Raw genomic sequence first — 25,242 nt, 5'->3', positions numbered from 1 at the left:
CGTTCATCAACAGAGGGAGCAAGCCGCGCTGAAAATTTTGGGTCGTCGTAAGACAGTAAGTCACAGCGCGGCACTCCTGATATGATATTGTATTGCAAAACAGATAACCCGGACGGGCGGCGGCTTGTCCACCCCATAGGAATTTCACCTCTCCCCATTCTGATGGCGAGGCGTTCTCATTGCCTGCGACGGCTCACGGTCAAACTGGCCGTTTCAACGCTCGGGCTGTGACGGAACGCAAGTATCCGGGCTTGTGTGCTTTATCCGGCGGGGCCAAGTCCCGTCTCGCCTGCGGCATGGGCCTTGTCGCTCTCTCCATCCTCTGGCAATGGAGGTCATGGCGGGCCTGTCACTCAACGCACGCACCCTTCGTATTCGGGCATCTTTTTATTTACTTGCCAAGTTACGTTGAGAGAAGAAATCTCTCTCTACTTCTTAGGACTGAGAAGAGCGTTTTATTAACCCGGATAAAAAATCTTATCGGCAAGGTATTTTTGCAAGTGGATTAGGGCGCGTTTTATCGAATGGCTTATGGCGACCGGATTTACGCCTTCCAAACTGGCAATCTGGTAGTAAGTCAAGTTGTCCATGAAATGCAAAAGCAGCCTCCGGCGCTGTGTTTCGGGAAGTTGACCGATAGCCGTATAAAGCTGCCGGTAGCTTTCCATTCTAATTACGAGGTCGGCGGCATCTGCCTGTGGATCGTTTATAAACGCGCCGCTTAAATCGTCTATGAAATCCATGTAATCAAGATGTCGTCTGTCTTGCCGCCTTTGAGAACGGATTTGCCGGTCGGACTGTTCCAGCAGTTCCTTGACCGAAGTTGAAACCTCAACGCAAATTCTGTTTCCATTGGCGATTTTGTATGTGATTGTTACAAGGGGCTTGTCCATTTATGTTACCTCCGTTCAGCTTTGTTGTGGGTTGATGGCTGATGAACGGAGAATGGTGGGGAACGACAGTCTGGGAAGATATGACGTATAGACTCGGCGTTGGCTTCGGGCCAAGTTGACCCGAAGTGATAGAGTCGCAATACTGAAAAAAGAAATAAAAAGGCACCTATGCGGGGAGGCCCCCGCAAGGTGTCAGATGTAAAATGAGCGCAGTATTCGCCCATGAATATTTTTGCTACTTTTTTGAAACCGCGAAGTATTACGCTGTCAGCTAAGCCAAACCGTTACGGTGGGGTAACGGTTCCTTCCACACGAAAAACAACGACTTCGGGTACATAATGACCTCCTGTCCCAAAGCCGCCAATAAAAAAGGACGCACTTATCACGCCCTCCGTAATCCTATTCTTTCAAAAAAGAAACGGTGGCTTCGTATTTGCATTCTGAATTTTGCGTTATCGTTATGAGGTTATTTCCATCCTCTAAATTATTTCTTTAGACATGATTCCTGTGCATCATTTGAACAATGCTTGACTGTTGGAGTACTGCAATCGAGCCTACCTGTGAACCTCAGATGAAAATTCTGCTTCTAAGAGACGAAAGACATGACACGCTCTGCCTGATTATCAACCACATGGTTAGTGATGGAGCCGGCTTCAAGCAATACCTGTATCTGCTCTGTGACCTATATTCCAAGTGTGAAAAAGATGCGAGATTCAGTAAAAGCCCTGAGCCCCTCGGAAGGCGCAACCTGAATCAGCTTCTGAAAAATCTGAGTTTCAAAGAGAAACTGGCAATATTGTTTTCAAAATCAAATTATGGGAAGCCCGATCCCGCTATCGTTATTACGCTGACAGGGGACTCTTCCCATCCGATTATCTGCAGAACACAGATAGAGAAAGAACAGTTTGACGCCATACGGCATTTTACAAATGATTGCCATGTGAGTGTAAACGACATGATCCTCACAGCGTACATCCGTGTTCTTCATCAAATAACAGGGTGCAAAAAAATAACGGTTCCATGTCCCGTTGATTTGAGAAAATATAAAAAGGAAGGCCAGCAGTGCGGCATTTGCAACCTGACCGGAAATTACTGGTGTGACGCGGAAATAGCCCCAGGGGAGACATTTGCCGAAACCCTCCAGAAGGTGTCCGGGCAAATGCGTTCCCAAAAACAAAGCAACGATTGCCTGAAAGGACCAATGCTGTTTCATATGCTATTCCATATACTGCCCTTTTCCGCCGTGCAGAAATCTTTTCTCAGGATTTCGCCCGTTCCCGTCACTTCCTATTCGAATTTAGGCATCCTCGATAACGAACGGCTCTGTTTCGGCGGACACGAGATTGAAGACGCATTTATCAGCACGGCAGTGAAAAAGGTGCCTTACTTTCAGCTTTCAGTTTCTACCTATCAGGGACGCTGTACCTTGACGAGCAGTTTGTACGGCTCGGAGGAAGATCGAAAATTTGTCAGCGGCGTTTCAAATCAAATCGTTCAGGAAATAGGATTGAATTTTGCATAAATAGAAAATGCCAGCAAGCCGCCAAGGCAAGACGCGTATTTGCCTATTCTACGATTTCTTCCTTTTTCTGAAAATCTTCCAGGCTGCATAACCGAAAGCAGCTATGATACACACAATAACTGCGACTGTAGAATACTGGCTGAGATATGGCAGAGCAGATTCCCAGGCGCTTCCCAGAAAGGCGCCGGACAGAACCAGGGCAGTATTCCACACTGTACTGCCAATCATAGTCAGCACCAAGAACAGCGGAATATTCATTTCATTACATCCGGCGGGGATGGAAATCAGGCTGCGCATCAGCGGAATACAACGGCAGATAAATACGGCCTTGTTCTGATATCGGGAAAACCACCGTGTAGAGCGGTTCACATATTCCGGCTTCAGATGCATAACCTGTCCGAATTTACCGGCAAACAAAGTCTTCAGGCGCTCCGCTTTTAAAATACGCCCGAGTCCATAGAGGACGACAGCTCCAGCCAGCGAACCGAACGTGGCAAAGACAATAACCAGCGGAACATTCATGGATGTGCTGAGTGTCAAAGCCCCGCCGAACAGCAACACCACTTCCGACGGAATAGGCGGAAATATATTTTCAATAAAGATCAAAAGAAAAATTCCAAGATAGCCAAAACTATTAATGATGGAGATGATACCGTCCTGCATAATCGTTACCTCTGATTCCATTTAGAATGCCTTTGATTCCACAGGGTAAAACCAATGTCGGCAAATTTGTAGGCAACCCAGCCCAGAATAATTCCCAGAATTGCTCCGGCAAGAACATCGCTGGGATAATGCACGTAAAGATACAGTCTGGAAAAAGCCATCAGCACAGAAAAGATGGCGATTGGAATCCACAGCCTTTTCCTGCTGAAAAACAGTGCGGAAGCCGTCGCGAAAGCAGCAGCGGTATGCCCTGACGGAAAAGAAAAATCATTTGGGCGTGGAACAAGGAGTTGAATTGCCGTGACGTCGCACGGCCTGACGCGGGCAACCCATGGTTTAAGAATCAGGTTGCTGCAGACTGCGGTCATTCCAATCGCCAGAACAATCGTGAAGCCGGCCTTCCGGTATTCAGGAATGAAGCACAGAAAGGCCGCTGTTATCAGCCAAATTGCCGCATAGTCTCCCAGTTTGGAAATGAACGGCATGATCACATCTCCAAAGCCGCTGCGTAGGTGCTGCTGGATAAAGTCCAGGAGGGAGAGCTCAAAAGAAATTAACGAATCACATCCTTTATGCATTTGATGATGACAGTATATCAGCAACATTTAAACTTTCGCTTTACAGCGGTTAAACAGGAGATAAACTATTACTTAAATGCATTTGAACCCAAAGACGCCCGCCCGTACTGATTTAAGTCAGTACGGGCGGGCGTTATATGTCTCTCTTATGCTTAAGCTATCCCCCCGAAGCGGTATCCTGCACCCCACACCGTTTGAATGTAGCGTGGTCTGGCCGGGTCCTTCTCAATTTTTTCCCGCAGACGGTTGATATGAACGGCGACCGTCGCGTTATCGCCCATGGCATCCATTCCCCAAATTTTTTCATACAGTGTTTCCCGATCGAATACAATATCGACGTTCAGCATGAAAAAAAGCAACAGCTCATACTCCTTGTTTTTCAGTTCGATTTCTTTCCCATCCACATAAACACGGTGGGTATCCGTATGAATCTCAATCGTATCGATCGATACGATTGCAGGAGCTCTCCGGGAATGTGTCAGTCTGGCATATTGGGCCAAATTTGCTTTCACACGCGCCACCAGAACACCGGGAGAAAACGGCTTTTCAATATAATCGTCCGCACCGAGGCCAAGGCCGCGGATCTTATCGATATCCTCCCGACGGGCGGTCACCATCAGAATCGGAATATCGAGCGTTTCCCTGACTTTTCGGCATACGGCGAAACCGTCCATACCCGGCAGCATCAGGTCCAGCAGAATCAGATCGAATTCTCCGCTTAAAGCCCGTTCCAGTCCCGTCATCCCATCTGCGGCAATTTCCACTTCAAAACGGTCGATTTCCAGATAATCCCGCTCGATTGCAGCGATATCTGCATCGTCTTCAACGATCAGTATTTTACTCATCGGTTCCAATCTCCTTTGGCAGCGAAACAGCAATGGTAAGCCCGCCCTCCGCAGCGTTTCGCGCTTCCACGGAACCACCCATTTGCTGCACCGCCTTTGCGACAATGGCAAGCCCAAGGCCGCTGCCTTTCTCCGGATCACGCCTTGCCGGATCCGTGCGATAAAACGTGTCAAACAGCTTCGGAAGGTCTTCCTCTGCAACGCCCGGTCCGTCGTCCGTCAATGTAACGATCGCAAAATTCTCCGTATTCTGCAAAACAATAGTCAGATGTCCCTTTTCTTTGTTCTTATATTTCAAGCTGTTGTCGGCAATATTCATCAGTACGCGGTGGAGCTGTTCCGGATCGGCATTCACAGCTGCCGGTTCCAGCGCAGGCTTTACTGCCAGACTCAATCCGCGTGTTGCATACTCTGCTCCAAAGTTCTTAACAAAATCTTCGATCAGAGAGTCCAGGTGCAGCGTTTTCATATGGAGAGGATACTCATCCAATTCCATTTTGGAAAACAGAAAAATCTGCGATACCATCCGCTCAATGTCCTCTGCCTTGGCCTTAATGGTAAGAAGATATTTTTTCCGCGCTTCCGGTGTTTTCGCAACACCATCCAGTAACCCTTCCACATACGCTTGGACGGAAGTAAGCGGTGAACGCAAGTCGTGAGAAATACCCGCAAGCAATTCCTTTTGGCTTTCCTCATGCCGCCGAGTCTGTTCCACAGATACTTTCAGTCTTGCCGCCATTTCATTGAAGTCGGCGCATACCAATGCAAACTCATCCTGATTGTCATAGTGGATATGAAAGTCCAGATTGCCGTCGCGGATTTGGTGCACACCGTCCGCCAGAATATCCAGCGGACGTTCAATTTTCTGAAACACAAACTTTGTCAGAAAACGATTGGTCAGCAGAATTGAGAGGAAAATCGTAAACACCAGGATAAGCGCAACCAGTACGATCAGCATTTTTAAAGTTGCATTGGAAAATTTTGAGGAACTGCACAGTAAGAAAATTTGATAATGATCGTTTCCAACTTTAATTTGATGGGCGTAAAGGCTGCGGTTTCCGCTCGAAAGAGTCCCCTCGTTTCCAAGCGAGGCTGAAGCTTTCAAGAGAGCAGCGTCGGCGGCGTTTGCATTTCCGTATCGATAGTAATTGGTACCGTTTGCTTCAACCGTCAATGTCATTGCTTCGCGGTCAAGCAGACTGCTCAGCAAAGTCAGTTTTTCCAGACGTTCTTCCGGGGCCGCTTTTAACGCCTTTTCAACAGCGGCAGAGATTCCTTGCCCTGCATGGTAAAAATCTTCGCTGTCGTCAAAGCTCAAACCCGTTCCATTTGTGACCGCGTACCAGATAACTCCAATGCTTCCCAGCGCAATCAGCAAAGTAATTCCGACAGGGACTAAGATCATTAACAAATTAGATAGAAACAGACGCTTTTTAATGGTCATACTGATTGCCGCCTCCAATTTATTTTATCATAGCATAAATTGATGACAGAAATGATAAACTCCAGATAAACTATTCAAGATCCCAACGTTTGTCCGGCTTCATGACTCTCAGCCTTGTCTTCCGATTCCTGAACCAAGGATTTCTTTTTGGTTATTGAAATCAGGTGTGTCCTGCAGGCAAGTAATCCAACGGCGCAGGCCAGGAGCACACAGGGCATCAGCGAAAAGGAAACGTTCGCGAAAAGCTGTCCGAACAGAGGGGCCATGAAAGTGTTTCCGGTGTATGCAAACGACATTTGTAAGCCCATGACCGCCTGTGCATTGTCTTTCCCGAAGTAGACGGGCGTCTGGTGCAGCATGGAAGGATAAATCGGTGCGAGCCCCAGCCCGACAAGAATAAACGCGCCGATTGCAAACACGGCGGGTAAAGGCAGGATCATAAAAACAAAACCGACAATCAGAAAGATGGTGCCTATACGGATTAATGCTTCGTTGCTTAATTTTATGGAAACAAACCCGCTCACCATACGCCCGACCGTTACCCCAAGGAAGAACAGCGATACCCATCCGGCCGCGCTTTCCGGTAAAACCCCCTTCATTTTCACCAGATAGCTGGCTCCCCAAAGCATCATGGAAGCTTCCATCGAGGCATTCAATAAAAAGGAAAGCATAACAAAAACAGAACCTTTTGCCCGAAGCATCATGAGCAGGCTACGCTTTTCTTTGCCCTGCCGCACTTCATCCGCAGGTTCGGCGGACGGGCTTTCAAACTTCTTCCACATAGGAAGAGAGAAGGCCAGCAGTGCAACCAAAGCGAACTGGATAATGGATATGCTCAGATACCCGCTTCTCCAGGTGCGCCCCCAAAGTGCCAGGACAGAAATCAGAGCGGGGCCGAGCATGGCTCCCACGCCCCAGAAGCAGTGCAGCCAGTTCATATGCTTTGCCTCATAATGCTCGGCTACAAATTCATTCAGCCCCGAATCCACCGCTCCGGCTCCAAGGCCGAGCGGAACAGCACAGGCCAGCAGCCATGCAAAGGAAGGAGACAGGGAGAAGCCCAGCAGCGCAATGGCCGTCAGGGCGACGCTTACGACCGTGACCTTACCCGTACCGAACCGGCGAATCAGCCGATGCGAAAATAAGCTGGACAGGATGGTGCAGGCCGATATCATGATGGAAACGAATCCCGCGTTCCCTACCGGGACTCTGAACTCCATATTCATGATAGGCCATGAGGAACCAAGCACGGCGTCCGGAAGTCCTAAACTGATAAACGAGAGATAAATCAAAGCTAAAAAAATCATCTGGAATCTCCTATACTCATCTGCTAAAATTCCGTTTTCTGAAATTGTCCTCTCAGCCCGGACCGGTAAGCGGATACCGCCTGCGCGATTAATCCGGCAGTAATATCGGAATCCAAATCCCTTTGATAGATTACAGAGGGGAATATCTCCCGTATCGTCTGTGTGGGGATTTCCCTTTCAAGCGTTTTCTTGAAAGCATCGGTAAAGAAATCGCCATACAGGACGACATGCCCCGGATTGACAATGCCGCAGAAAACGCTGATCAATCTGGATATTGCGGGGCCAGCCTCCTGCGGTTTTTCATAGTCAATCGAAAGCCAGTCGATCCCCAATGGCAGCAGGGACACTTCACCGGCAAATCCAAAAGCTCCTTTCAGGATTTTGCCGTCAATCACGATTCCTGCACCGGGGCCGAAGCACTTCGGAAAGTAGATTCCCGCAATGACGGAAACTTCCACGTTTCTGCTGTATCCAAATACAGCAGCATTGACATCATTTTCTATGACCACAGGCAAATGATATTTTCCCTGAAAATGCTCTGTGAAAGAAACGCCTTCCAATTCTGTATAGTCATTGGTCAGGATAACGCCGCCGCGCTCGACCCCCGGCAGGGAGAAGGCGGCGATGCTGATCGTCGGATACGCGCGCAGGGATAAATCCAGCATGGCCTCAAAGCTCGCAAGCCGTACATTGTCAAAGGATTGTTCCGCCTGCCATACTATCTCGCCGTACAAATTTCCGACACAGGCACTGATGACATTTTTTCCGTTCCGTATCCGTGCCGACAGCGCGAGCACATGGGCATATTCCGCATTGAAGGTATAGGCCTGTGACGGCCTCCCTCCGGTAGCAGAATGCATTTCGCCCAGAATCACTTCCCCGCTTTCCACAAAAGCATTCAATATGTTTCCGACCGTAGCAAAGCTGAGCCCCGTCCGCTGCGTCATCTCTTTGATCGTGGAGGTTTTGCAGGAACATAAATCCCAGAGAACGGTCTGAGCATTGCTTTGTTTCATATCCAACATATTGATTCCCATCAAAATCACCTTTCTTATCAGCTGACCTTATCCTCGCCACAGCAGCCCGGCTTGACCATTGGCTTTGTTTTGCCGTGAAAATCGCTCCCGCGTGTAACAAACAAGCCAAATTGTTCCGCCTTATTCAAAAACCACCGGGCAGTTTCGGGGGTGTGGTAACTGCTGTAAACTTCTATCCCTTTCAGCCCCAAAGAAATCAGCTGATCGATCCTCTCAAAATTGCCCTGCAGATTCACCCCCGGATGGGCCAGCACGGATTTACCGCCGTTTCGGTGTATGATCCCGATTACATCCCTCATATCGGGAAAGGTCATTCCGACGTAACAGGGCTTTCCCTGCGAGCAGTAATCCCAATAGAAATTGACATACGGGTTATCGTTTCGGTCGCCGCCCTCCCTGTAAGGACGCAAAATGCCGCTCCCGAGATATTTTTCATTTTTCAGTAAGGCTTCGGCAAAAGCCTCCCCCGTCCAATGCTCACTCCAATATCCTCCGGCGGTGATCGCTTTCAACTCCGTCTCGGTAAGGGTAAAGCCCATGCGGTTGATCAGCCGAAGTCTTTCTTTGGATGCATCGGCACACTGTCTTCTCACATTTTGTTCTATGGCCTCAAAATCAGGGCTTTCGAGCTGAATATCATAGCCGAGGACATGAAAATCGGTATTTTGATAAGTACAGTCAATTTCGACGGCCGGATAGCACCTTAAGTGTTCATGTCTTGCTATTTCAACTGCTTCCTGAGAACCTTTCACGCAATTATGATCGGCTATTGCCATGATGGTAACACCCGCTCCCATGCACATCTGAACAAGCTTTGCGGGTGTGTATTCCCCATCTTCGCTGTAGCAGGAATGAATATGCAGGTCGATATTATGAAACCCATTCATCTATTTGCCCTCCCATCGTTAATAGCAGCGAACGCCGCTGAATATTCTCAGGGATTGAACCGCCAAAATATATTTTCCATATTATTATAACTAATATAATAACTTATGAAATAAGTATAAATCAAGTGATTGGGAAAGTCAATAGCTTCAAATCGCCTGAACCACTCTCGGCGTCTGTTAAAACATCTGTTTGACAATTATTCTAATGAAATCGGAAATATATTTCCCTTATTATCCATCAGGCTATATTCCATCAACTACTTTACATAACCACGATACCGCAAAAGTAGAATCGGAGGGGATCACTCCCTTATCTGAAATAAGAAAAGCGCCACCAAACTGGCGGCGCCGGAATCACTTAACGAAATGAGATATTGTCTTTTGAAATTCCATACTTTCTGGTTATGGCAGATTTAATTTTTTCTTCATTCAAGAAAGGAACTTTATTTATCTCATCAATAAATCTCCTCGTTGCTTGAATGTGCATATTCCTGCTGCCAACAAAGATGTCTATATCGATCACGCTCATTCCCTCTGCCGTGTTGTTGGCGATCACGGTGACTTTGTTAGAATCCATCAAATTCCCCTCCCTATCTGTTTTTATAATAATTCCAATAATAAAAAAAGTCAACGCTCTTTTTCATATCCTCCCAATTTGCCGCCCATACAGGGCGGTTTTTCCTTCTTCGACATATTATGCCACAAAATAAGAATGATTCCTGTTATAATAAACTTGACCCCCATAGAACACAAAGGGTGATAAAGCGTAAGAGAAAGGATGTTCAAAATGAAAATTATTGTTGATAGAAATGAATTGGAAAAAAGACTGATGCAAGCCAGAAAAGGAAAACTGATTGAATTTTGTATTGTCCCTTCTCAATTTGATTCCGGCAGATTGAATCCGGCTCTGCTACATATCGGTACCGTATATAACGATGGTTCCTATGAAGATCTGGAAAGCATTTACGAATTCAGAAGATTGCAGTTAGTCGATGATTTCTGATTCCCGCGGCTCCTGTCTTACGGCAGGGGCCGCTTTTTTTCATAAAACCTGATCTCCGGACACCCTAAATCCGAAAGGAAGCAGGTTCATAAACAGTAAAAAAACAATAAAAATTCATCGGTATCTGATTCGACAGGGTCACAGCGGTATTTTCCTTTCACTGAATAAACCGCCGAACATTCTCATATATATGTAGATGTATCCGAATATAGGAGGCATTTGCATGGCAGTGACCAGCAATCATGTAATCTACCGTGGATATACCGATTCATCGCCGTATCCGCCAATCAGAATTCAAGCTCCCAACAAGGATTACGCCAACATATTGATGGATGACCTCGCCGGTCCAAAAGGGGAATTCACCGCAATGAGCATGTATTTTTACCAGCATAACATGGCAGGTAAAGATTCAGGAGATTACGGCGCCGTCATCATGCGCATAGCCATTGCGGAGCTGCATCATATGGATATTCTGACGGCGGTAATACGCAAACTGGGCGGGAATCCTCAGTTTCGTGGCAGCAGCAAATCCAACAAGCGATATTGGAATGCGAACAGTGTTTCCTATAGCCAGGACCTGTGCAAAAGCTTGAAAATTGCCTTGGAGGGTGAAAATCACGCCATCGAAGCATATGAAAACCATATACAAATTATTGAAGACCCGTATATTAAGAACATCCTTACAAGGATCGTCGTTGACGAAAAGCTGCACAAAAATTATATTACACAAATGATTGAAAAATATTGTACATAAAATTTCAGCCACAATGGATTTCTCCATTGTGGCTTTTTTATTTCGGGTCCGCTTTTGAAAAGATAAAAGTGCCTGTAGAAAGCATTCCTGATTGTATTATTCCAGTGTTGCGGCTACGCGCTTCAGCTCGGATATGATGCCGATATGCTGGGGACAGACGGATTCGCACTGCCCGCACTCGATACAGTCGCTGGCGGCGCTCCCTCCCTGCGTTGCCCACATATAACCGTGTTTCGCAATCTCGAGGCTGCCAAAAATAAGCCGGCGGTTCATCGCATCAAAGATATCGGGGATGGCGATTTCCTGCGGGCAGCCTTTCGTGCAGTACCGGCAGCCCGTGCAGGGGATGCCCGGAATCTGGTCGAACGCCGCTTTTGCCTTGGCAATCACTTCCCGCTCGGAGGGTTCCAGCGGCCGGAAGGCCGACATCGTGGCAAGATTGTCTTTCATCTGTTCGACGTTGGACATTCCGCTGAGCACGGTGATGACATGGTCGAGCGACGCAGCATACCGGAGCGCCCAGGAAGCGAACGAAGCGTCCGGGTTCCCTTCGCGCAGCACCTCCGCCACCGACTCGGGTGGGTTGGCGAGCAATCCTCCCTTGACCGGCTCCATGATGATTACAGGTTTGCCGTGCTTTTTCGCCACCTCGAAACACTTACCGGACTGTACGGCGGGGCTGTCCCAATCGGCGTAATTGATCTGCAGCTGCACAAATTCCATTTCCGGGTGCCGGGTGAGAATTTCATCGAGCGCCTCGGGTTTGTCATGCATGGAGAACCCCACGTGCCTGATCAGTCCTTTCGCGCGCTGCTCGAGCACGAAATCCCACATGCCGTAATCGTCGAACGCTTTGGTTCGGTCGCCGCCGCAGTTGTGAAGCAGATAAAAATCAAAATACCCCGCCCCGGTCCTCCGGAGCGACGTGTAAAACATCTGTCTGGCTTCTTCGGCGTTCTTTGCACCTGCCCAGGCGGGCAATTTTGTGGCCAGCTGAAATTTTTCACGCGGATAGCGGTCCACCAACGCAGTTTTGACTGCTTCCTCGGATTTTCCGCCGATGTAACCGTAAGCCGTGTCAAAATAGGTAAAACCCGCCGCAAGAAACTGATCCACCATGGCTTTCGTCTGTTCGATGTCGACCTCCTTGCCGAGCATCGGCAGACGCATCAGTCCAAAACCGAGTTTGGGAATGTCTTTACCCAGATAATTCATTCATTTTCCTCCTTATCCTATTGACTCTTACACTGTTTTCCTACAGCATTTCCAGTTGATTCTGCAACAAGGTTACGTTCCTCCCCCGCCTTCGGCGGGGGAGGAACGTGTTTTGTCCCGCAAACTGAAATGGAATTGCTGTAGAATGATTCTACAACTTAAACTTAACTTTAAGTCAAGGCTTTTTTGAAAATTTTTATACCTGCCGTTGAAGCGACGGCTTAGACATGGAGATTCATAATCCGGATGTTGAGGCGAAGGATATCCGATAAATTCATCCAGCCATCACCAAAAATTCACAAAAGATCAATACACTGAGAATGTTAAGGAGGCTTCTGCATTGGAAGAACTGGTTTCTAAGGTGTTTCTATACATACTGAATCATCCGGCTAAAATCTGTATCGCCGCTGTGGTCTTTGGGTGTCTTCTGGGGATAATGAAAGCAAGAAAAACATGGCCGTGAAAATCCCGGATATTTCGGTTCCCGCCGACGGCGGGAACCTTTTTTCTGTTTGGATTAACTGGAATGGAAGAAACAACATAAAATGGCTCAGGAGGTGTTCGTTTGTATTTAGAACCACAATTCAATCAAATGCAAAACATTTTGAAAAGCCCGCCCTCCGCATATGCCATGGTGAAAGGCGGTCCGGGGTTTCCCAATATAAATGGTATGGTCTGCTTTTATCAGTTAGCGGACGGTGTTCTCGTGCTCACACAGATCAACGGTCTTCCCCACAGCACGGGGAATTGCCCCGCCGATATCTTCGGATTCCATATTCACGAAGGAAATCAATGTACCGGAAACGCTCAGGACCCCTTTGCCAACGCGAAAGCGCATTACAACCCAAATAACTGCCCTCACCCCGCACACGCGGGCGACATGCCCCCGTTATTCGGGAATCACGGATTCGCTTTTATGGCGTTTATGACGGACAGATTTTCAGTGAACGAAATCATAGGACGTACCGTCATCGTCCATTCATCACCGGACGATTTCAAAACCCAGCCGTCAGGAAATTCAGGAAACAAAATAGCATGCGGCCAAATCGTACGAAACGGCATGTAAGATTTTCATTGTCAGGGAGTGCGGAACGTACTCCCTGTTCTTATTTCCCACGCATCGTTTCGGGCGGCCGCCCGCAGACCGCGCTCAGCATCCCCTGACGATCTGCTCCGCGCACTTGATTCCGTCCACCGCGGCGGAAATAATGCCGCCCGCGTACCCCGCGCCTTCCCCGCACGGATAAAGCCCCTTCACGGCAACGGACTGCATGCCGTCGCCGCGCAGGATGCGCACCGGCGACGAGCTGCGGCTTTCCACCGCGGTCAGAAGCGCGTCCGGATCAGAAAAGCCCTTCAGCTTATGTTCCATCAGAAGAATCCCCTGCCGCATGGAATCGGCAATAAAGTCCGGCAGGCAGTCGTCCAGGCCGCAGGGCGTTGCCCCCGGAAGATAGGTCGGCTGACAGCCGCCGATCTTTTTAGACGGCACGCGCCTGAGAAAATCTTCGACCCGCTGTACCGGCGCGCGGTAGTCCCCGCCCCCCAGCTGAAACGCTTTTTCTTCCAGCCTGCGCTGAAATTCCACCCCGGCGAGCGGATGCCCGCTGCCGAAATCTTCCGGCCCGACGCTGACAAGCAGCGCCGCGTTCGCGTTTCTTCCGTTCCGGGCGAAATTGCTCATTCCGTTCGTTACCAGACGCCCTTCCTCGCTCGCGGCGGCGACCACCTGTCCGCCCGGACACATACAGAACGTATAGACTCCCCTGCCGTTTTTCAGGTGTACGGCCAGCTTGTAATCGGCCGCGCCCAGAGCCGGGTGGCCGGCAAACGAGCCGTACTGGGAACGGCTGACCAGCTCCTGCGGGTGCTCGATCCGGGCGCCGACGGAAAACGGCTTCTGCTCCATCGGCAGCTTCAGGGAATACAGCATTTCAAAGGTATCCCGGGCGCTGTGGCCGACGGCCAGAATGACGCGGTCCGCGTCCAGCGTATAGGACGAGCCGCCGCGCGGTTTTACCTCCACCCCGGTCACCCTGCCGTCCTTCATCAGGATATTTTGCAGACAGGTTTCAAAATGCACCTCTCCGCCGAGCGCAATGATCCGCTCCCGGATATTTTTGACCGCACCGGGCAGCCTGTCCGTACCGATATGCGGCTTTGCCAGATACAGAATTTCCGGCGGGGCGCCCGCGGCCACAAATTCCTCCAGCACCTTTCGGGCGCGGGAATCCTTTGTCCCGGTATTCAGCTTTCCGTCCGAAAAGGTACCGGCGCCGCCCTCTCCGAACTGGACGTTGCTTTCCGTGTCGAGCTTTCCCGTTTTCCAGAAAAGGGCGACCTGTTCCTTTCTGCGCTCTACGGCGCTTCCGCGTTCAAACACGACCGGCCTCTGCCCCGCCTGCGCTAAAATCAGCGCGGCAAAAAGCCCCGCCGGGCCGAAGCCCACGACCATGGGACGGATTTCGCGCGGTTTTCCGGCGGGAAGCTCGTAGCGGTAAGGCTGCGCTTCCGTAATTTTAGGGTCGTGAGGGCTGTGGTTTTGACCGCAGTCCACATCCACCGTACAAATAAAATGCACGTCGTTCTTTTTGCGCGCGTCCACGGATTTTTTATAAAGCTTACAGGCACGGATCCGGTCGGGAGCGACTTTCAGCCGCGCGGCGGCCTCCCGCTTCAAATCCTCCTCGGTTCCATCCAGCTTCACGCTGATTTCAGAAATTCGATACATGGTTTCCCCTCTACAATTTTAATAAGGAACGCGCGGCGGCGCTTCCCGCGGTAATTCCGGAGCTCCACGCCCAGTGAAGGTTGAAGCCACCGCAGTCGCCGTCTATGTTCAGCAGTTCCCCCGCAAGGTACAGACCCGGGCACGGCCTAGATTGCAGATTTTCGTCCATCTCCCCCAGCGGGACCCCGCCCGCCGTAATCTGGGCGTCCTTCCAGGACAGCGTTCCCAAAACGTCAAAGCGGAAATCCTTGACCCGGTTGGCAACGGAAACAAGCTCCGCCTGCTTCAGCTGTGCGGCACGCTCCGGCACCCGGGAAAGCGCGGCCCGGACCACCTCCCGCCCTACCAGCTTATGGACGCATCCGCCCAAAAGATCGCCCGTCGGCAGCGTTTCCGGCCCTTCTTTTCTGCCTTTGAGCATGGAAACGATCTGCTGAACGGAATACTCCGGCAGCAGGTCGAGCGAGATCTCCGTTTTTCCGCCGGTACCGGCTTCCCCCACCAGACGGGAAAGCTCAAAAATACAGATACCCGACAGCCCGTTTTCGGTAAACTGAACCTCGCCGCTGACGGTTTTCACGGGTTTGCCGTTGAGAAGGAGAGTCGCCGCCGCCGCGCTGCGCGCCCCTTTCAGCGGTTTCGCCAGGCGGGGATCGGTTCTTACCTGAACCAGAGCCGGAAACAGCTTCGTAACGCTGTGGCCCAGAGAGGACGCGATCTGATACCCGCTTCCGTCGGAGCCAAGCTGCGGATAAGCCTTTCCTCCGCAGGCCAGAATCAGGCGCTTTGCGCGAATCTGTCCGGACGCCGAGGAAATTTCAAACCCGGACGCGGATTTTCTGACCGAAACAACGGGAAAATCGCAGACGGTTTCCACCTTCATCCGCTCCAGCTGCAGCCGAAGCACGTCCAGAACGGCGGAAGCCTGCAGGCTGTTCGGATAAACACGGCCCTCGTCCAGCTCCCTGCAAAGCAGGCCGAAAGACAGAAAGCGGTCGATGATCTTCTGTGGGGGACAGGCATTGATAACAGGCGCCGCCAGGCCGGTATCCCCGTGATAATGCGCGATGCCGGCGTTCCTGTTCGTCAGGTTGCAGCGCCCGTTCCCGGTCGCCAGCAGCTTTTTTCCAACGCGCGGATTGGCTTCCAGCACCGCTGTTTTCGCGTGAATATGCATCCGTCCGCATTCCTCCGCCGCGGCCGCGGCGGCCATCAGGCCGGACGCTCCCCCGCCGATGACGGCAATATCGCAAGAATCCATGATATCCTCCTAAAACTGCCGGACCCGCTCGGGCATTCGGCAAAAGTTACTTACAGTATAAGGCATTTTACGGGCAAATGGCAAGCTGTTTGAAAGCATTCCGTGATCGGATTCTTCCTTGCTGTGGATCTGCATTTGATTGGTCCTGACAAAAGTTTCTCAGGATTTTTGACGGATATTCCAAAGCTTTAGAATAAAAGACGACAAAACCGGCGCGGCTCAAAAGAACCGCGCCGGTTATCTATGAATATTCAGGGAAGGATAACAGCTTAGCCGAAATATCTTGCGAGCAAGCCCTTGAAGCCGGCGCCGTGGCGGGCTTCATCCTTTGCCATTTCATGTACGGTATCGTGGATCGCATCGTAATTCAGCGATTTCGCTCTCTTCGCAAGATCGAGCTTTCCGGAGCAGGCGCCCGCTTCAGCATCCGCGCGCATCTGAAGATTCTTCTTGGTGCTGTTGGTTACGACTTCACCGAGCAGTTCCGCAAATCTGGAAGCATGGTTGGCTTCTTCCAGTGCGTATCTCTTAAACGCTTCGGCAATTTCGGGGTATCCCTCACGGTCGGCCTGACGGGACATTGCCAGATACATGCCGACTTCGCAGCATTCGCCGTTGAAGTTTGCAACCAGCCCGTCGTAAACTTCCTTGTCGATCCCCTTTGCGATGCCGACTTCATGCTCGCAGGCAAACGAGGCTTCCTCGCTCTGCTCTACAAACTTCTCCTTGGGAGCCTTGCACTGCGGGCAAAAATCAGGGGCTTCTTCGCCCTCGTAAACATAACCACATACGGAACATACAAATTTCTTCATCTTAAATCCTCCATATTTAAATATTTATTCTAAAGGCGTCTGCCTTTTTAAGCACTCTGAGCACAGTCCGTGAAACTGAACATCCGTGGAATCGACAGCGACGCAATATTCTTTGGCAATTGCATCTTTGACCGCCGCAGGGACAAATTCGCCGGGAATATCAATCACAGCACCGCAGGAGGAACAAATAAAATGCGTGTGCGGTTCCGTATTTCCGTCAAACCGTTCCTGACCGTTCACCGTTCCCACACTGACAATGACCCCGTCATTTTTAAACTGGGCCAGATTGCGGTAGACCGTACCAAGGCTCAGGTCCGGGTAGGCCGGCTTCAGCGTTTGATACACCCATTCCGCCGTGGGATGAATGGACGTGCTTTTGATCGCATTTAAAATCGCTTCGCGTTTTCTGCTGTAATTTTGTTTCTTTTCCATACCGCTCTCCACAATTAGTAATGATTACTGTTCTTGTTTTATATATTAACATACTGTTTTCGGATTGTAAAGTGGTTTTACAAAAATATTTTTAATAATTGAAAATATTGATGCGGAAATTATCATTATCGGTTGATTTATGCCTGTTTTCTGATACAATAAGCAATGGATTTGAAAAAGAGAAATATCGGAAGAGGATTTTTATGAAATACGGGACGATTATCAAAGAATATTTCTATATTACGGTCAGCACGCTGTTAATTGTTGCGGGCGTCTATTTCTTCAAATTTCCGAATAATTTCACCTTTGGCGGCGTGACCGGCCTTTCGGTCGTTCTCGGCAGGGTCACCCCCATCTCGCCCGGCACCGTCAACCTGATTCTGAACGTGGTGCTCCTGATTCTGGGCTTTCTGTTTCTGGGGAGAAATTTCGCCGTTAAAACCGTGTATTCCAGCCTGCTGCTTTCCCTGTGTCTTTCGGGCCTTGAGCACTTTTGTCCAATGAGTAAGCCGCTCACCGACCAGCCGATGCTGGAGCTGATATTCGCGGTGGCGCTGCCCGCGTTCGGCTCGGCCCTGCTGTTCAACATTGACGCTTCCAGCGGCGGTACCGACATTGCGGCCCTGATCATGCAAAAACACACCACCTCCGACATTGCGCACACGCTGTTTTACAGCGACGTGCTGATTACCCTGTCCGCCTTTTTTGTGTTCGACATCAAAACCGCCCTGTTCTCCACCGTCGGCCTGCTGACCAAATCGCTGGTCATTGACAATGTGATTGAAAGCATCAACCTCGCCAAATATTTTAACGTGGTCTGCTCCAATCCGGAGATCATCTGCCATTACATTGTGAACGAACTGAAACGAAGCGCTACGGTCTGCGACGCGCAGGGGGCTTTTTCCCACAAGCACAAATATATCATCTTCACCGCCATGCGCCGTCCACAGGCGGTACAGCTCAGGCGGTACATCAAAAAAGTGGAGCCCGACGCCTTTATCCTGATTTCCAACACCAGCGAAATCATCGGAAAAGGCTTTCACGGCTGAAAGAAAATCCTGCGGAAGCGAAGCGGAAGATTTCCGTTTCGCTTTTTTATTGACAATTCCGTCATTTTGATCTATTATTAATTTAGTAATTTACTAATTTACTAATTCAATACAACAATTCCATTTCTGTCTGTGAGACAAAACACGTTCTTCCCCCCGCCTTCGGCGGGGGAAGAACGTAACCTTATTGCAGAATCAACTGGAAATGCTGTAAATTTATGAGGTGAGGTTATGAAAATTCCTGCGACACTGAAGCACAAGCCCGTGATCGTATCGGAAAATTATGAAAACATTGACGGAAGAAGCGCTTACCATTCCGACACAAAGGGGCTTTCTTTGGGGCTGGCGCAATGGAACGACCGCGGCAAGGTGGACATTTCCGCAAAGGTATGGCGCTATACGGGCGAAAAATGGTCGCGCCAGTCGGAAGAGCTGCCGCTGCACCGCGTGATCGACCTCGCCATTCTGATCTGCCGGGCAAAGCAGTATTTTTCGGAAGCCTACCGCTTTGAAAAGCTGTACGACCCGGAGCACACCACCATCGACCGCATCGGGCTGCAGGGCGACGCCATGACCGTCTCCGTCTGTACGGACAACCCGATGATCGACGAGGATATCCGGCTTTTCTCACAGGTGCTCAGCAACAACGATGAGTTTTTAAGCGAACGCCTGAAAACGCTTGCGCGCATTCTGAAGGACATGGGGTATTAGAAAGATGGACAAGCAAAGCAAAAAGGAACTGACCGCAAGATATAAGGAACGCAAAATCACCGGCGGCGTATACGCGGTTGTAAACAGTGCGACCGGCAAAATGCTGGTCTTGTCGGCTAACGACCTGCAGGGCAGCAAAAACCGGTTCGAGTTTTCTCAGAAAACGGACGGATGTATGAACTTAAAGCTGCGGGACGACTGGCGGAAATACGGAAGCGACGCCTTTCGCTTCGAGGTTCTGGAGGAGCTGGCAAAGAAGGAAACTCAAACTTTGGATGAATTTGCACAGGATATCGATACTCTGTACGAACTTTGGACGGAAAAGCTCAGCGGCAAAGACCTGTATTGACCAAAAAAAAGTAAAAAAGCCTGTCAGGCATCGATAAAGCTGCGGCAGGGCTGGCGCTCAAGCGCCGGCCCTGCCGTTGTCGTATTCCTGTTCCCAAACCAGTTTCTCATACTCCCCGGCCGGCATCGGTTTCGCGAAATAAAAGCCCTGGATCGCATCGCATCCCGCTTTTTTCAGGAAATCTACCTGCTGTTCCGTCTCGATCCCTTCCGCGACGGTAGTAATGTTCAACTGTTTTGTCATGGCAATAATATGATTTACGATGATTTCCGACCGACGCTGCTCCTGTTCGTCGCTGACAAGGAAAAAACCGCGGTCCAGCTTCAGCGTGTCCAAGTTTAAGCATTTCAGGGTGTTCAGCGAGGAATATCCCGTACCGAAATCGTCCATGGAAAGCCGGAATCCGATCCGGTGAAGCTCGTCTGTCAAAGTGACAAAGAGCCGGATATTATCAAAAACGGCGCTCTCCGTCAGTTCGAGTTCTATCAGATTCGGCGGAATTTCATGTTGAATCAGCGGCTGGCAGATGCTGTCCACAAAATCTGCCCTGTATAAATCCGTTCTTGAAATGTTGATGGAAACCGGCAGAGGGTCCAGCCCCAGGTCAAGCCACTTGCGCTGCTGCCTGCAGACCTGCTCCAGAATATTGAGATCAAGGTCGATCACGGAACCGTTCTTTTCAAAGATGGGAATAAAGTCGTTCGGCTGAAGCATGCCGTATTTCGGGCTGTTCCAGCGTACCAAAGCTTCCGCTGCACAAACGGTCCCCTCCGGCAGACTGTATTTCGGCTGATAATATACCGTAAACTGGTTCTCCCGGAGCGCTTCCTCCATCTGCTCCTCTATTTCCCTGTTTCGCTTCATTTCCCTGCGCATGGCCTCATCAAAGAAGGCGTAGTTACCGCCGAGGCCGCCCGCAACGGCTTCGCGCGCAAGATTTGCCCGGTCGATCATTTTTCTGACGGAAATGTTTTTATCCGAAATTCTGTAAATTCCAAATGTAAAAGCCTGTTTTTCTATAAAATTCACATTGCTCAGCTGATGCGCCCTCGCGGTAAAACAGCGGATAAAATCAAGGGCTTCCTGATCGTTTCCGCACCGCACAAACGCCAGAAACGAGCCGTCCTTGCTCCTGGAGCACAGCTCCCCTTCCTTCAGAACGTCGGTCAGTGCCCGCGAAAGGCGGCAAAGAAGCTGGTCCACCGTCTGATGGCCGTAAATATCATTGATCACCGCCAGCTTATTGATATCAAAAACGAGGATGCAATACTTGCCGGCAGGATTCCTGCCGAGCTTATCCCCCACATCCATTTCAAATTTATAGATATTGGAGATGCCGGTAAGACTATCGTAATAAGCCATCTTTTCCAGCTTGCTCTCGCTCTGCCTGTGCCCGTGAAAAATATAGAGAAGAAATCCGCAGTAAGCCAGTACCGTCGCGCCCGCAAGAACCGCTTCCCGGGCCATGAGCTCTCTGGAAATCCCCCTGAGGTACGGCTGGGCGGAAGCATTCAGCATATGATAAAGGCTGATCGCGTTGACAATCGCGCTCAGGCAGACAAGCCCAAGGGAAACAGCGGCCATAAAAACAGATTTTGTATCATTTCTTCCGAATTGTTTCTTCAATCGTACACCGCCTAACAAAAGTTGGATGGGAAACCGATTTCTATTTTAGAATACTACAAAATTCCCCAAATTACAATTCAAATTTCCCATAGGAAAATTTGAAATTTTCCGGGCTTAAATTTTGTAATTAAAATTATATAATCTTATTGACAAATTATATAACATGTATATAATGTTAATAAAGGAATTGAAGAGGTTTTACCGGCGGGTCCGCGCCCGGCGCACCGAAGAGAATGGGAGCCGCAGGAGGTTTCCGTAAAACTCCCTCAGTCAGGCTTTGCCTGCCGGTTCCCTCAAAGAGGGCGCCTAAGGGAGCTGTATGGCCTGACCGGCTGCCTGAGCAGGAATACACGCAACAACAAATTGGATTGGGATGAGCATCATGGGAAAAAGCGTATACAGCCTGGTACTGATCGATGATGTTGTAGACGCCATAGACAAGATTGCATATGAAAAGAAGACGAGCCGCAGCAATCTGATCAATCAGATTCTGGCCGAATACTGTTCGTACTCCACCCCCGAAATGCGCATGCGGGATATTTTTGAAGGCGTAGAGCAGATGATGTCCGACTGGGAAAGCTTTCAGGTACAGCTCCAGCCCAGCGACGCGATGATCTCTATCCGTAGCGCATTAAGGTACCGATACAAGCCTACTGTCCGTTATATGTTGGAGCTGTACCGGACGTGCGGGCCAACGGTGGGCGAGCTGCGCGTTTCGATGAGAACGCAGAGCCGGCAGCTGATTGAAATTCTAAACGATTTTTTTGATTTCTGGTTTGCATTGGAAAACAAATATATCGGTTCCCTATTCCCGCACGGAGAGGTTTTCTGCGAAATTACGCCCGGAAAGTGCGCACGGCAGTTTCTGCTGCCGCAGGACAGCGCCCGGCAGACAAACGAAGCCATCGCGGCCGCGATTTCGGATTATATTCATGTATTCGATACCTGTATGAAACTGTACTTTGCCCATCTGGACGAACCGGAGAAGGCCCTTGCAGCTCTTGAAAAGAAATATCTTCAATATAGTAAAAGCGGTGTCATCATATAGCACCGAAGACGAGCGAGGAGGTTTGATTTTATGAACGCTCAGAAATTTACCCAAAAATCACTGGAGGCTATCCAGGAAGCGCAGAACATCGCGATTGAACACAATAATATGCAGATCGAGGAAGAACACTTGCTGCAGGCGCTTCTGACGCAGGAAAACGGCCTGATCCCCCAGCTTTTTAAAAAGATGGATATCCAGCCGGAAGCCGTTCTGCGCAGCGTGGAACAGCAGGTCGCAAAGCTGCCCGGCGTGACCGGTCCGGGACGCGAGCCGGGAAAAGTCTATGTTTCGGCGGATGTGGACGCGGCGCTGGTCGGCGCGGAAAAGGAAGCCGAGCGCATGAAGGACGAATACGTCTCGGTTGAACATATTCTGCTGGCCCTCCTGAACCACCCGAACGCCGGGGTACAGACCGTTTTCAACACCTTCGGCATCAGCAAAAACAAATTTCTCGCCGCGCTGTCCACTGTGCGCGGCAATACCCGGGTGACAAGCGACACCCCGGAGGAAACCTACGATTCGCTTTCCAAGTACGGGCAGGATCTGGTGGAGCTGGCGAAAAACCACAAGCTGGACCCGGTCATCGGCAGGGACTCCGAAATCCGCAACGTCATCCGCATCCTTTCCCGCAAAAGCAAAAACAACCCCGTCCTGATCGGCGAGCCCGGCGTGGGTAAAACGGCCATCGCCGAGGGCCTTGCCATCCGCATTGTGCGCGGGGATGTGCCGAACAACCTGAAGGAGCGCAAGCTGTTCTCCCTGGACATGGGCGCGCTGATCGCCGGGGCAAAGTTCCGCGGCGAGTTTGAGGAAAGGCTCAAGGCCGTCCTGAACGAGGTCAAAAAGAGCGACGGCAGGATCCTTCTGTTTATCGACGAGCTGCACACCATTGTGGGCGCGGGCAAAACCGAAGGCTCCATGGACGCGGGCAATATTTTAAAGCCCATGCTTGCGCGCGGCGAGCTGCACTGTATCGGCGCCACCACCCTGAACGAGTACCACCAGTACATTGAAAAGGACGCGGCGCTGGAACGGCGTTTCCAGCCGGTCATGGTGGAAGAGCCCAGCGTGGCGGACACCATTTCCATCCTGCGCGGGCTGAAGGAACGGTACGAGGTTTTCCACGGCGTCAAAATTCAGGATCAGGCGCTGATTGCGGCCGCCGTGCTTTCCAACCGGTACATCTCCGACCGGTTCCTGCCGGACAAGGCGATCGACCTGGTGGATGAAGCCTGCGCGATGGTCCGTACGGAAATCGATTCAATGCCGGCGGAGCTCGATGAGATTTCCCGGAAAATCATGCAGCATGAAATTGAGGAAGCGGCGCTGAAAAAGGAGACCGACTCCCTTTCCCAGGAGCATCTGAAGGAAATCCAGAAGGAGCTGGCCGACCTGCGCGCACAGTTCAAGGAAATGAAAGCAAAATGGGAAAACGAAAAGCAGGCTATTTCCAAGGTCCAGAAGCTGCGCGAAGAAATCGAAAAGGTCAATGCGGAAATTGAAAAAGCGGAACGCAGCTATGACCTGAACAAAGCGGCGGAATACAAATACGGCAAGCTCCCCGAGCTGACCAGGCAGCTGGAAGCGGAGGAACAGATTGCGGAACGGACGCAGGCTTCCGACTCCCTGCTGCGCGACAGGGTCACCGACGAGGAGATTGCGAAGATCATCGGGCGCTGGACCGGTATCCCGGTTTCCAGACTGATGGAAGGCGAGCGCGAAAAGCTTCTGAGGCTGGACGACATCCTGCACGAAAGAGTGATCGGGCAGGACGAGGCCGTGGAAAAAGTAACGGAAGCCATTCTCCGTTCCCGCGCGGGCATTCAGGACCCCAACCGGCCGATCGGCTCGTTCCTGTTCCTCGGCCCTACCGGCGTAGGCAAAACCGAGCTGGCCAAAGCGCTGGCACAGGCGCTGTTTGACGACGAGCACAACATGGTGCGCATCGATATGACCGAATACATGGAAAAATACTCGGTGTCCCGTCTGATCGGGGCGCCTCCGGGCTACGTCGGCTACGAGGAAGGCGGCCAGCTGACGGAAGCGGTGCGCCGGCACCCGTACTCCGTCGTGCTGTTCGACGAGGTGGAAAAGGCGCACCCCGACGTGTTCAATATTCTGCTGCAGGTTTTGGACGACGGCAGAATCACCGACTCCCAGGGCAGGACGGTGGATTTTAAAAACACCATCATCATCCTCACCTCCAATCTGGGCTCCAGCACGATTCTGGAAGGGATACAGTCGGACGGGCAAATCAGCGGGGAAGCCAAATCGCAGGTACACGCCATGCTCAGGCAGCAGTTCCGCCCGGAATTCTTAAACCGTCTGGACGAAATCGTCTTCTACAAGCCGCTGACCAGACCGGAAATCGACCGGATCGTCGATCTTCTGATCGAGGACCTGCAGAAGCGTCTGGAAGAAAAACAGCTCGGCGTAAAGCTGACGCCCGCCGCCAAAGAGTACGTCGTGGATCAGGGCTATGACCCCGTTTACGGCGCCCGTCCGCTGAAAAGGCTGATTCAGAGCAAGGTGGAGACCTTGATCGCAAAGGCCATTATCTCCCATGATTTAAAGCCCAAAACAACGTTGACAATCGATTACGATGGCAGTAAGCTTATTATAAAAGAAAAGGAAACGGGGAATGAACCATCATGACGTACAGGATTTTCGGAGACACCATCGTGGCCCGGATCGACCGCGGCGAGGAAATTGTCCAGAGCCTGAAGGCCATCTGTGAGAAGGAAAACGTCAGGCTTGCCAGCATTACCGCCCTTGGCGCGGTGGGGCACGCGGTCGTGGGCCTTTACCGTGTCGCGGAAAAAAAGTATTATTCCAACACCCTTGACGGGGAAATGGAAATGACCGCACTGACCGGAAATGTCACGGAAAAAGACGGAGAAGTGTATCTGCACCTGCATGCCAATTTTGCCGACGCGCAGGGGCATGTCTTCGGCGGACATCTGAACGAAGCCGTCGTCAGCGCTACGTGCGAAATGTTTATCCATACCGTAAAGGGTTCTGTGGGACGCCGCCCGGATGAAGTTACGGGATTGAACTTATTTGATATGTAAAAAT

25 protein-coding genes are annotated in these 25,242 nt (G+C 50.6%); 10 read left to right on the top strand and 15 right to left on the bottom strand.

From position 1 onward, the window contains the following. Positions 1-458: 458 nt before the first annotated feature. Positions 459-893: an RNA polymerase sigma factor gene (locus tag ACRQV7_RS05655; protein ID WP_444659770.1), complete on the bottom strand. Its 435-nt coding sequence runs from the start codon at positions 891-893 to the stop codon at positions 459-461. A gap of 571 nt (positions 894-1,464) precedes the next feature. On the opposite strand from ACRQV7_RS05655, the gene ACRQV7_RS05650 reads away from it, so the two are divergent. After that, complete coding sequence (locus tag ACRQV7_RS05650) at positions 1,465-2,415, top strand: hypothetical protein (RefSeq protein WP_444659769.1); 951 nt, start codon at positions 1,465-1,467, stop codon at positions 2,413-2,415. Between the two features lie 48 nt (positions 2,416-2,463). On the opposite strand, the gene ACRQV7_RS05645 is transcribed toward ACRQV7_RS05650, so the two are convergent. From ACRQV7_RS05645 to ACRQV7_RS05610, 8 genes are all read right to left on the bottom strand, one after another. Then, complete coding sequence (locus tag ACRQV7_RS05645) at positions 2,464-3,078, bottom strand: DedA family protein (protein ID WP_444659768.1); 615 nt, start codon at positions 3,076-3,078, stop codon at positions 2,464-2,466. 5 nt (positions 3,079-3,083) lie between these two features. Further along, positions 3,084-3,683: a phosphatase PAP2 family protein gene (locus ACRQV7_RS05640; protein WP_444659767.1), complete on the bottom strand. Its 600-nt coding sequence runs from the start codon at positions 3,681-3,683 to the stop codon at positions 3,084-3,086. Positions 3,684-3,808: 125 nt separating this feature from the next. Beyond that, positions 3,809-4,501, bottom strand: a complete 693-nt coding sequence (locus tag ACRQV7_RS05635) for a response regulator transcription factor (RefSeq protein WP_275716715.1) — start codon at positions 4,499-4,501, stop codon at positions 3,809-3,811. Next, a complete protein-coding gene (locus ACRQV7_RS05630) occupies positions 4,494-5,945 on the bottom strand; it encodes a sensor histidine kinase (protein ID WP_444659766.1) in 1,452 nt (483 codons plus the stop codon). Before ACRQV7_RS05630 ends, ACRQV7_RS05635 begins: the two co-directional genes overlap by 8 nt. A gap of 74 nt (positions 5,946-6,019) precedes the next feature. Further along, entirely contained in the window at positions 6,020-7,252 is a 1,233-nt protein-coding gene (locus ACRQV7_RS05625; RefSeq protein ID WP_444659765.1) for an MFS transporter, read from the bottom strand. 23 nt (positions 7,253-7,275) lie between these two features. Beyond that, positions 7,276-8,277 carry an ROK family protein gene (locus ACRQV7_RS05620; protein WP_444659764.1) on the bottom strand — a complete coding sequence of 334 codons (1,002 nt, stop codon included), beginning with the start codon at positions 8,275-8,277 and terminating at the stop codon, positions 7,276-7,278. A 29-nt stretch (positions 8,278-8,306) separates the two neighbouring features. After that, positions 8,307-9,176, bottom strand: coding sequence for a PHP domain-containing protein (locus ACRQV7_RS05615; protein WP_444659763.1), 870 nt, complete (start codon positions 9,174-9,176; stop codon positions 8,307-8,309). A 358-nt stretch (positions 9,177-9,534) separates the two neighbouring features. After that, positions 9,535-9,753: a hypothetical protein gene (locus ACRQV7_RS05610; protein ID WP_275716725.1), complete on the bottom strand. Its 219-nt coding sequence runs from the start codon at positions 9,751-9,753 to the stop codon at positions 9,535-9,537. A 210-nt stretch (positions 9,754-9,963) separates the two neighbouring features. On the opposite strand from ACRQV7_RS05610, the gene ACRQV7_RS05605 reads away from it, so the two are divergent. Together ACRQV7_RS05605 and ACRQV7_RS05600 are read left to right on the top strand one after the other, a co-directional pair. After that, on the top strand, positions 9,964-10,179 hold the full coding sequence (locus ACRQV7_RS05605) for a hypothetical protein (RefSeq protein ID WP_444659762.1): 216 nt from the start codon (positions 9,964-9,966) through the stop codon (positions 10,177-10,179). Positions 10,180-10,402: 223 nt separating this feature from the next. Beyond that, the gene (locus tag ACRQV7_RS05600; RefSeq protein WP_038323497.1) at positions 10,403-10,933 is read left to right on the top strand and encodes a ferritin-like domain-containing protein; all 531 of its coding nucleotides are present in this window, start codon (positions 10,403-10,405) and stop codon (positions 10,931-10,933) included. A 96-nt stretch (positions 10,934-11,029) separates the two neighbouring features. On the opposite strand, the gene ACRQV7_RS05595 is transcribed toward ACRQV7_RS05600, so the two are convergent. Next, positions 11,030-12,148, bottom strand: coding sequence for an aldo/keto reductase (locus ACRQV7_RS05595; protein ID WP_275716730.1), 1,119 nt, complete (start codon positions 12,146-12,148; stop codon positions 11,030-11,032). Between the two features lie 565 nt (positions 12,149-12,713). On the opposite strand from ACRQV7_RS05595, the gene ACRQV7_RS05590 reads away from it, so the two are divergent. Further along, positions 12,714-13,214 (top strand): superoxide dismutase family protein, encoded by a 501-nt coding sequence (locus ACRQV7_RS05590; RefSeq protein ID WP_444659761.1) that lies wholly within the window; start codon positions 12,714-12,716, stop codon positions 13,212-13,214. 84 nt (positions 13,215-13,298) lie between these two features. On the opposite strand, the gene ACRQV7_RS05585 is transcribed toward ACRQV7_RS05590, so the two are convergent. From ACRQV7_RS05585 to ACRQV7_RS05570, 4 genes are all read right to left on the bottom strand, one after another. Next, positions 13,299-14,879 (bottom strand): NAD(P)/FAD-dependent oxidoreductase, encoded by a 1,581-nt coding sequence (locus ACRQV7_RS05585; protein ID WP_444659760.1) that lies wholly within the window; start codon positions 14,877-14,879, stop codon positions 13,299-13,301. Positions 14,880-14,889: 10 nt separating this feature from the next. Further along, positions 14,890-16,140, bottom strand: a complete 1,251-nt coding sequence (locus ACRQV7_RS05580; RefSeq protein ID WP_275716736.1) for an NAD(P)/FAD-dependent oxidoreductase — start codon at positions 16,138-16,140, stop codon at positions 14,890-14,892. A gap of 269 nt (positions 16,141-16,409) precedes the next feature. After that, positions 16,410-16,952, bottom strand: coding sequence for an NADH peroxidase (locus ACRQV7_RS05575; RefSeq protein ID WP_275716738.1), 543 nt, complete (start codon positions 16,950-16,952; stop codon positions 16,410-16,412). A gap of 24 nt (positions 16,953-16,976) precedes the next feature. Beyond that, entirely contained in the window at positions 16,977-17,384 is a 408-nt protein-coding gene (locus ACRQV7_RS05570; RefSeq protein ID WP_444659759.1) for a Fur family transcriptional regulator, read from the bottom strand. 203 nt (positions 17,385-17,587) lie between these two features. On the opposite strand from ACRQV7_RS05570, the gene ACRQV7_RS05565 reads away from it, so the two are divergent. The 3 genes from ACRQV7_RS05565 to ACRQV7_RS05555 all read left to right on the top strand — a co-directional run bounded on the left by ACRQV7_RS05565 (position 17,588) and on the right by ACRQV7_RS05555 (position 19,493). Then, entirely contained in the window at positions 17,588-18,433 is an 846-nt protein-coding gene (locus ACRQV7_RS05565) for a YitT family protein (protein ID WP_444659758.1), read from the top strand. Positions 18,434-18,664: 231 nt separating this feature from the next. After that, entirely contained in the window at positions 18,665-19,144 is a 480-nt protein-coding gene (locus ACRQV7_RS05560) for a DUF6530 family protein (RefSeq protein WP_444659757.1), read from the top strand. Positions 19,145-19,148: 4 nt separating this feature from the next. Then, complete coding sequence (locus ACRQV7_RS05555) at positions 19,149-19,493, top strand: GIY-YIG nuclease family protein (RefSeq protein ID WP_275716746.1); 345 nt, start codon at positions 19,149-19,151, stop codon at positions 19,491-19,493. A 57-nt stretch (positions 19,494-19,550) separates the two neighbouring features. Here ACRQV7_RS05555 and ACRQV7_RS05550 read toward each other — a convergent pair whose 3' ends face one another. Further along, positions 19,551-21,119: a putative bifunctional diguanylate cyclase/phosphodiesterase gene (locus tag ACRQV7_RS05550; RefSeq protein WP_444659756.1), complete on the bottom strand. Its 1,569-nt coding sequence runs from the start codon at positions 21,117-21,119 to the stop codon at positions 19,551-19,553. 382 nt (positions 21,120-21,501) lie between these two features. On the opposite strand from ACRQV7_RS05550, the gene ACRQV7_RS05545 reads away from it, so the two are divergent. From ACRQV7_RS05545 to ACRQV7_RS05535, 3 genes are read left to right on the top strand one after another with little or no spacing between them, the layout of a single operon-like run. Beyond that, positions 21,502-22,167, top strand: a complete 666-nt coding sequence (locus ACRQV7_RS05545) for a hypothetical protein (protein WP_444659755.1) — start codon at positions 21,502-21,504, stop codon at positions 22,165-22,167. 30 nt (positions 22,168-22,197) lie between these two features. After that, positions 22,198-24,822 (top strand): ATP-dependent chaperone ClpB, encoded by a 2,625-nt coding sequence (gene clpB, locus ACRQV7_RS05540; RefSeq protein ID WP_444659754.1) that lies wholly within the window; start codon positions 22,198-22,200, stop codon positions 24,820-24,822. After that, complete coding sequence (locus ACRQV7_RS05535; protein WP_444659753.1) at positions 24,819-25,238, top strand: PPC domain-containing DNA-binding protein; 420 nt, start codon at positions 24,819-24,821, stop codon at positions 25,236-25,238. Before clpB ends, ACRQV7_RS05535 begins: the two co-directional genes overlap by 4 nt. Positions 25,239-25,242: the final 4 nt, after the last annotated feature.

This window comes from Caproiciproducens lactatisolvens (genome assembly GCF_052443335.1).
Taxonomy (GTDB): domain Bacteria; phylum Bacillota; class Clostridia; order Oscillospirales; family Acutalibacteraceae; genus Caproiciproducens.
Note: the sequence above shows the minus strand (reverse complement) of the source record. Positions and strands in the feature narration are given on the sequence as shown.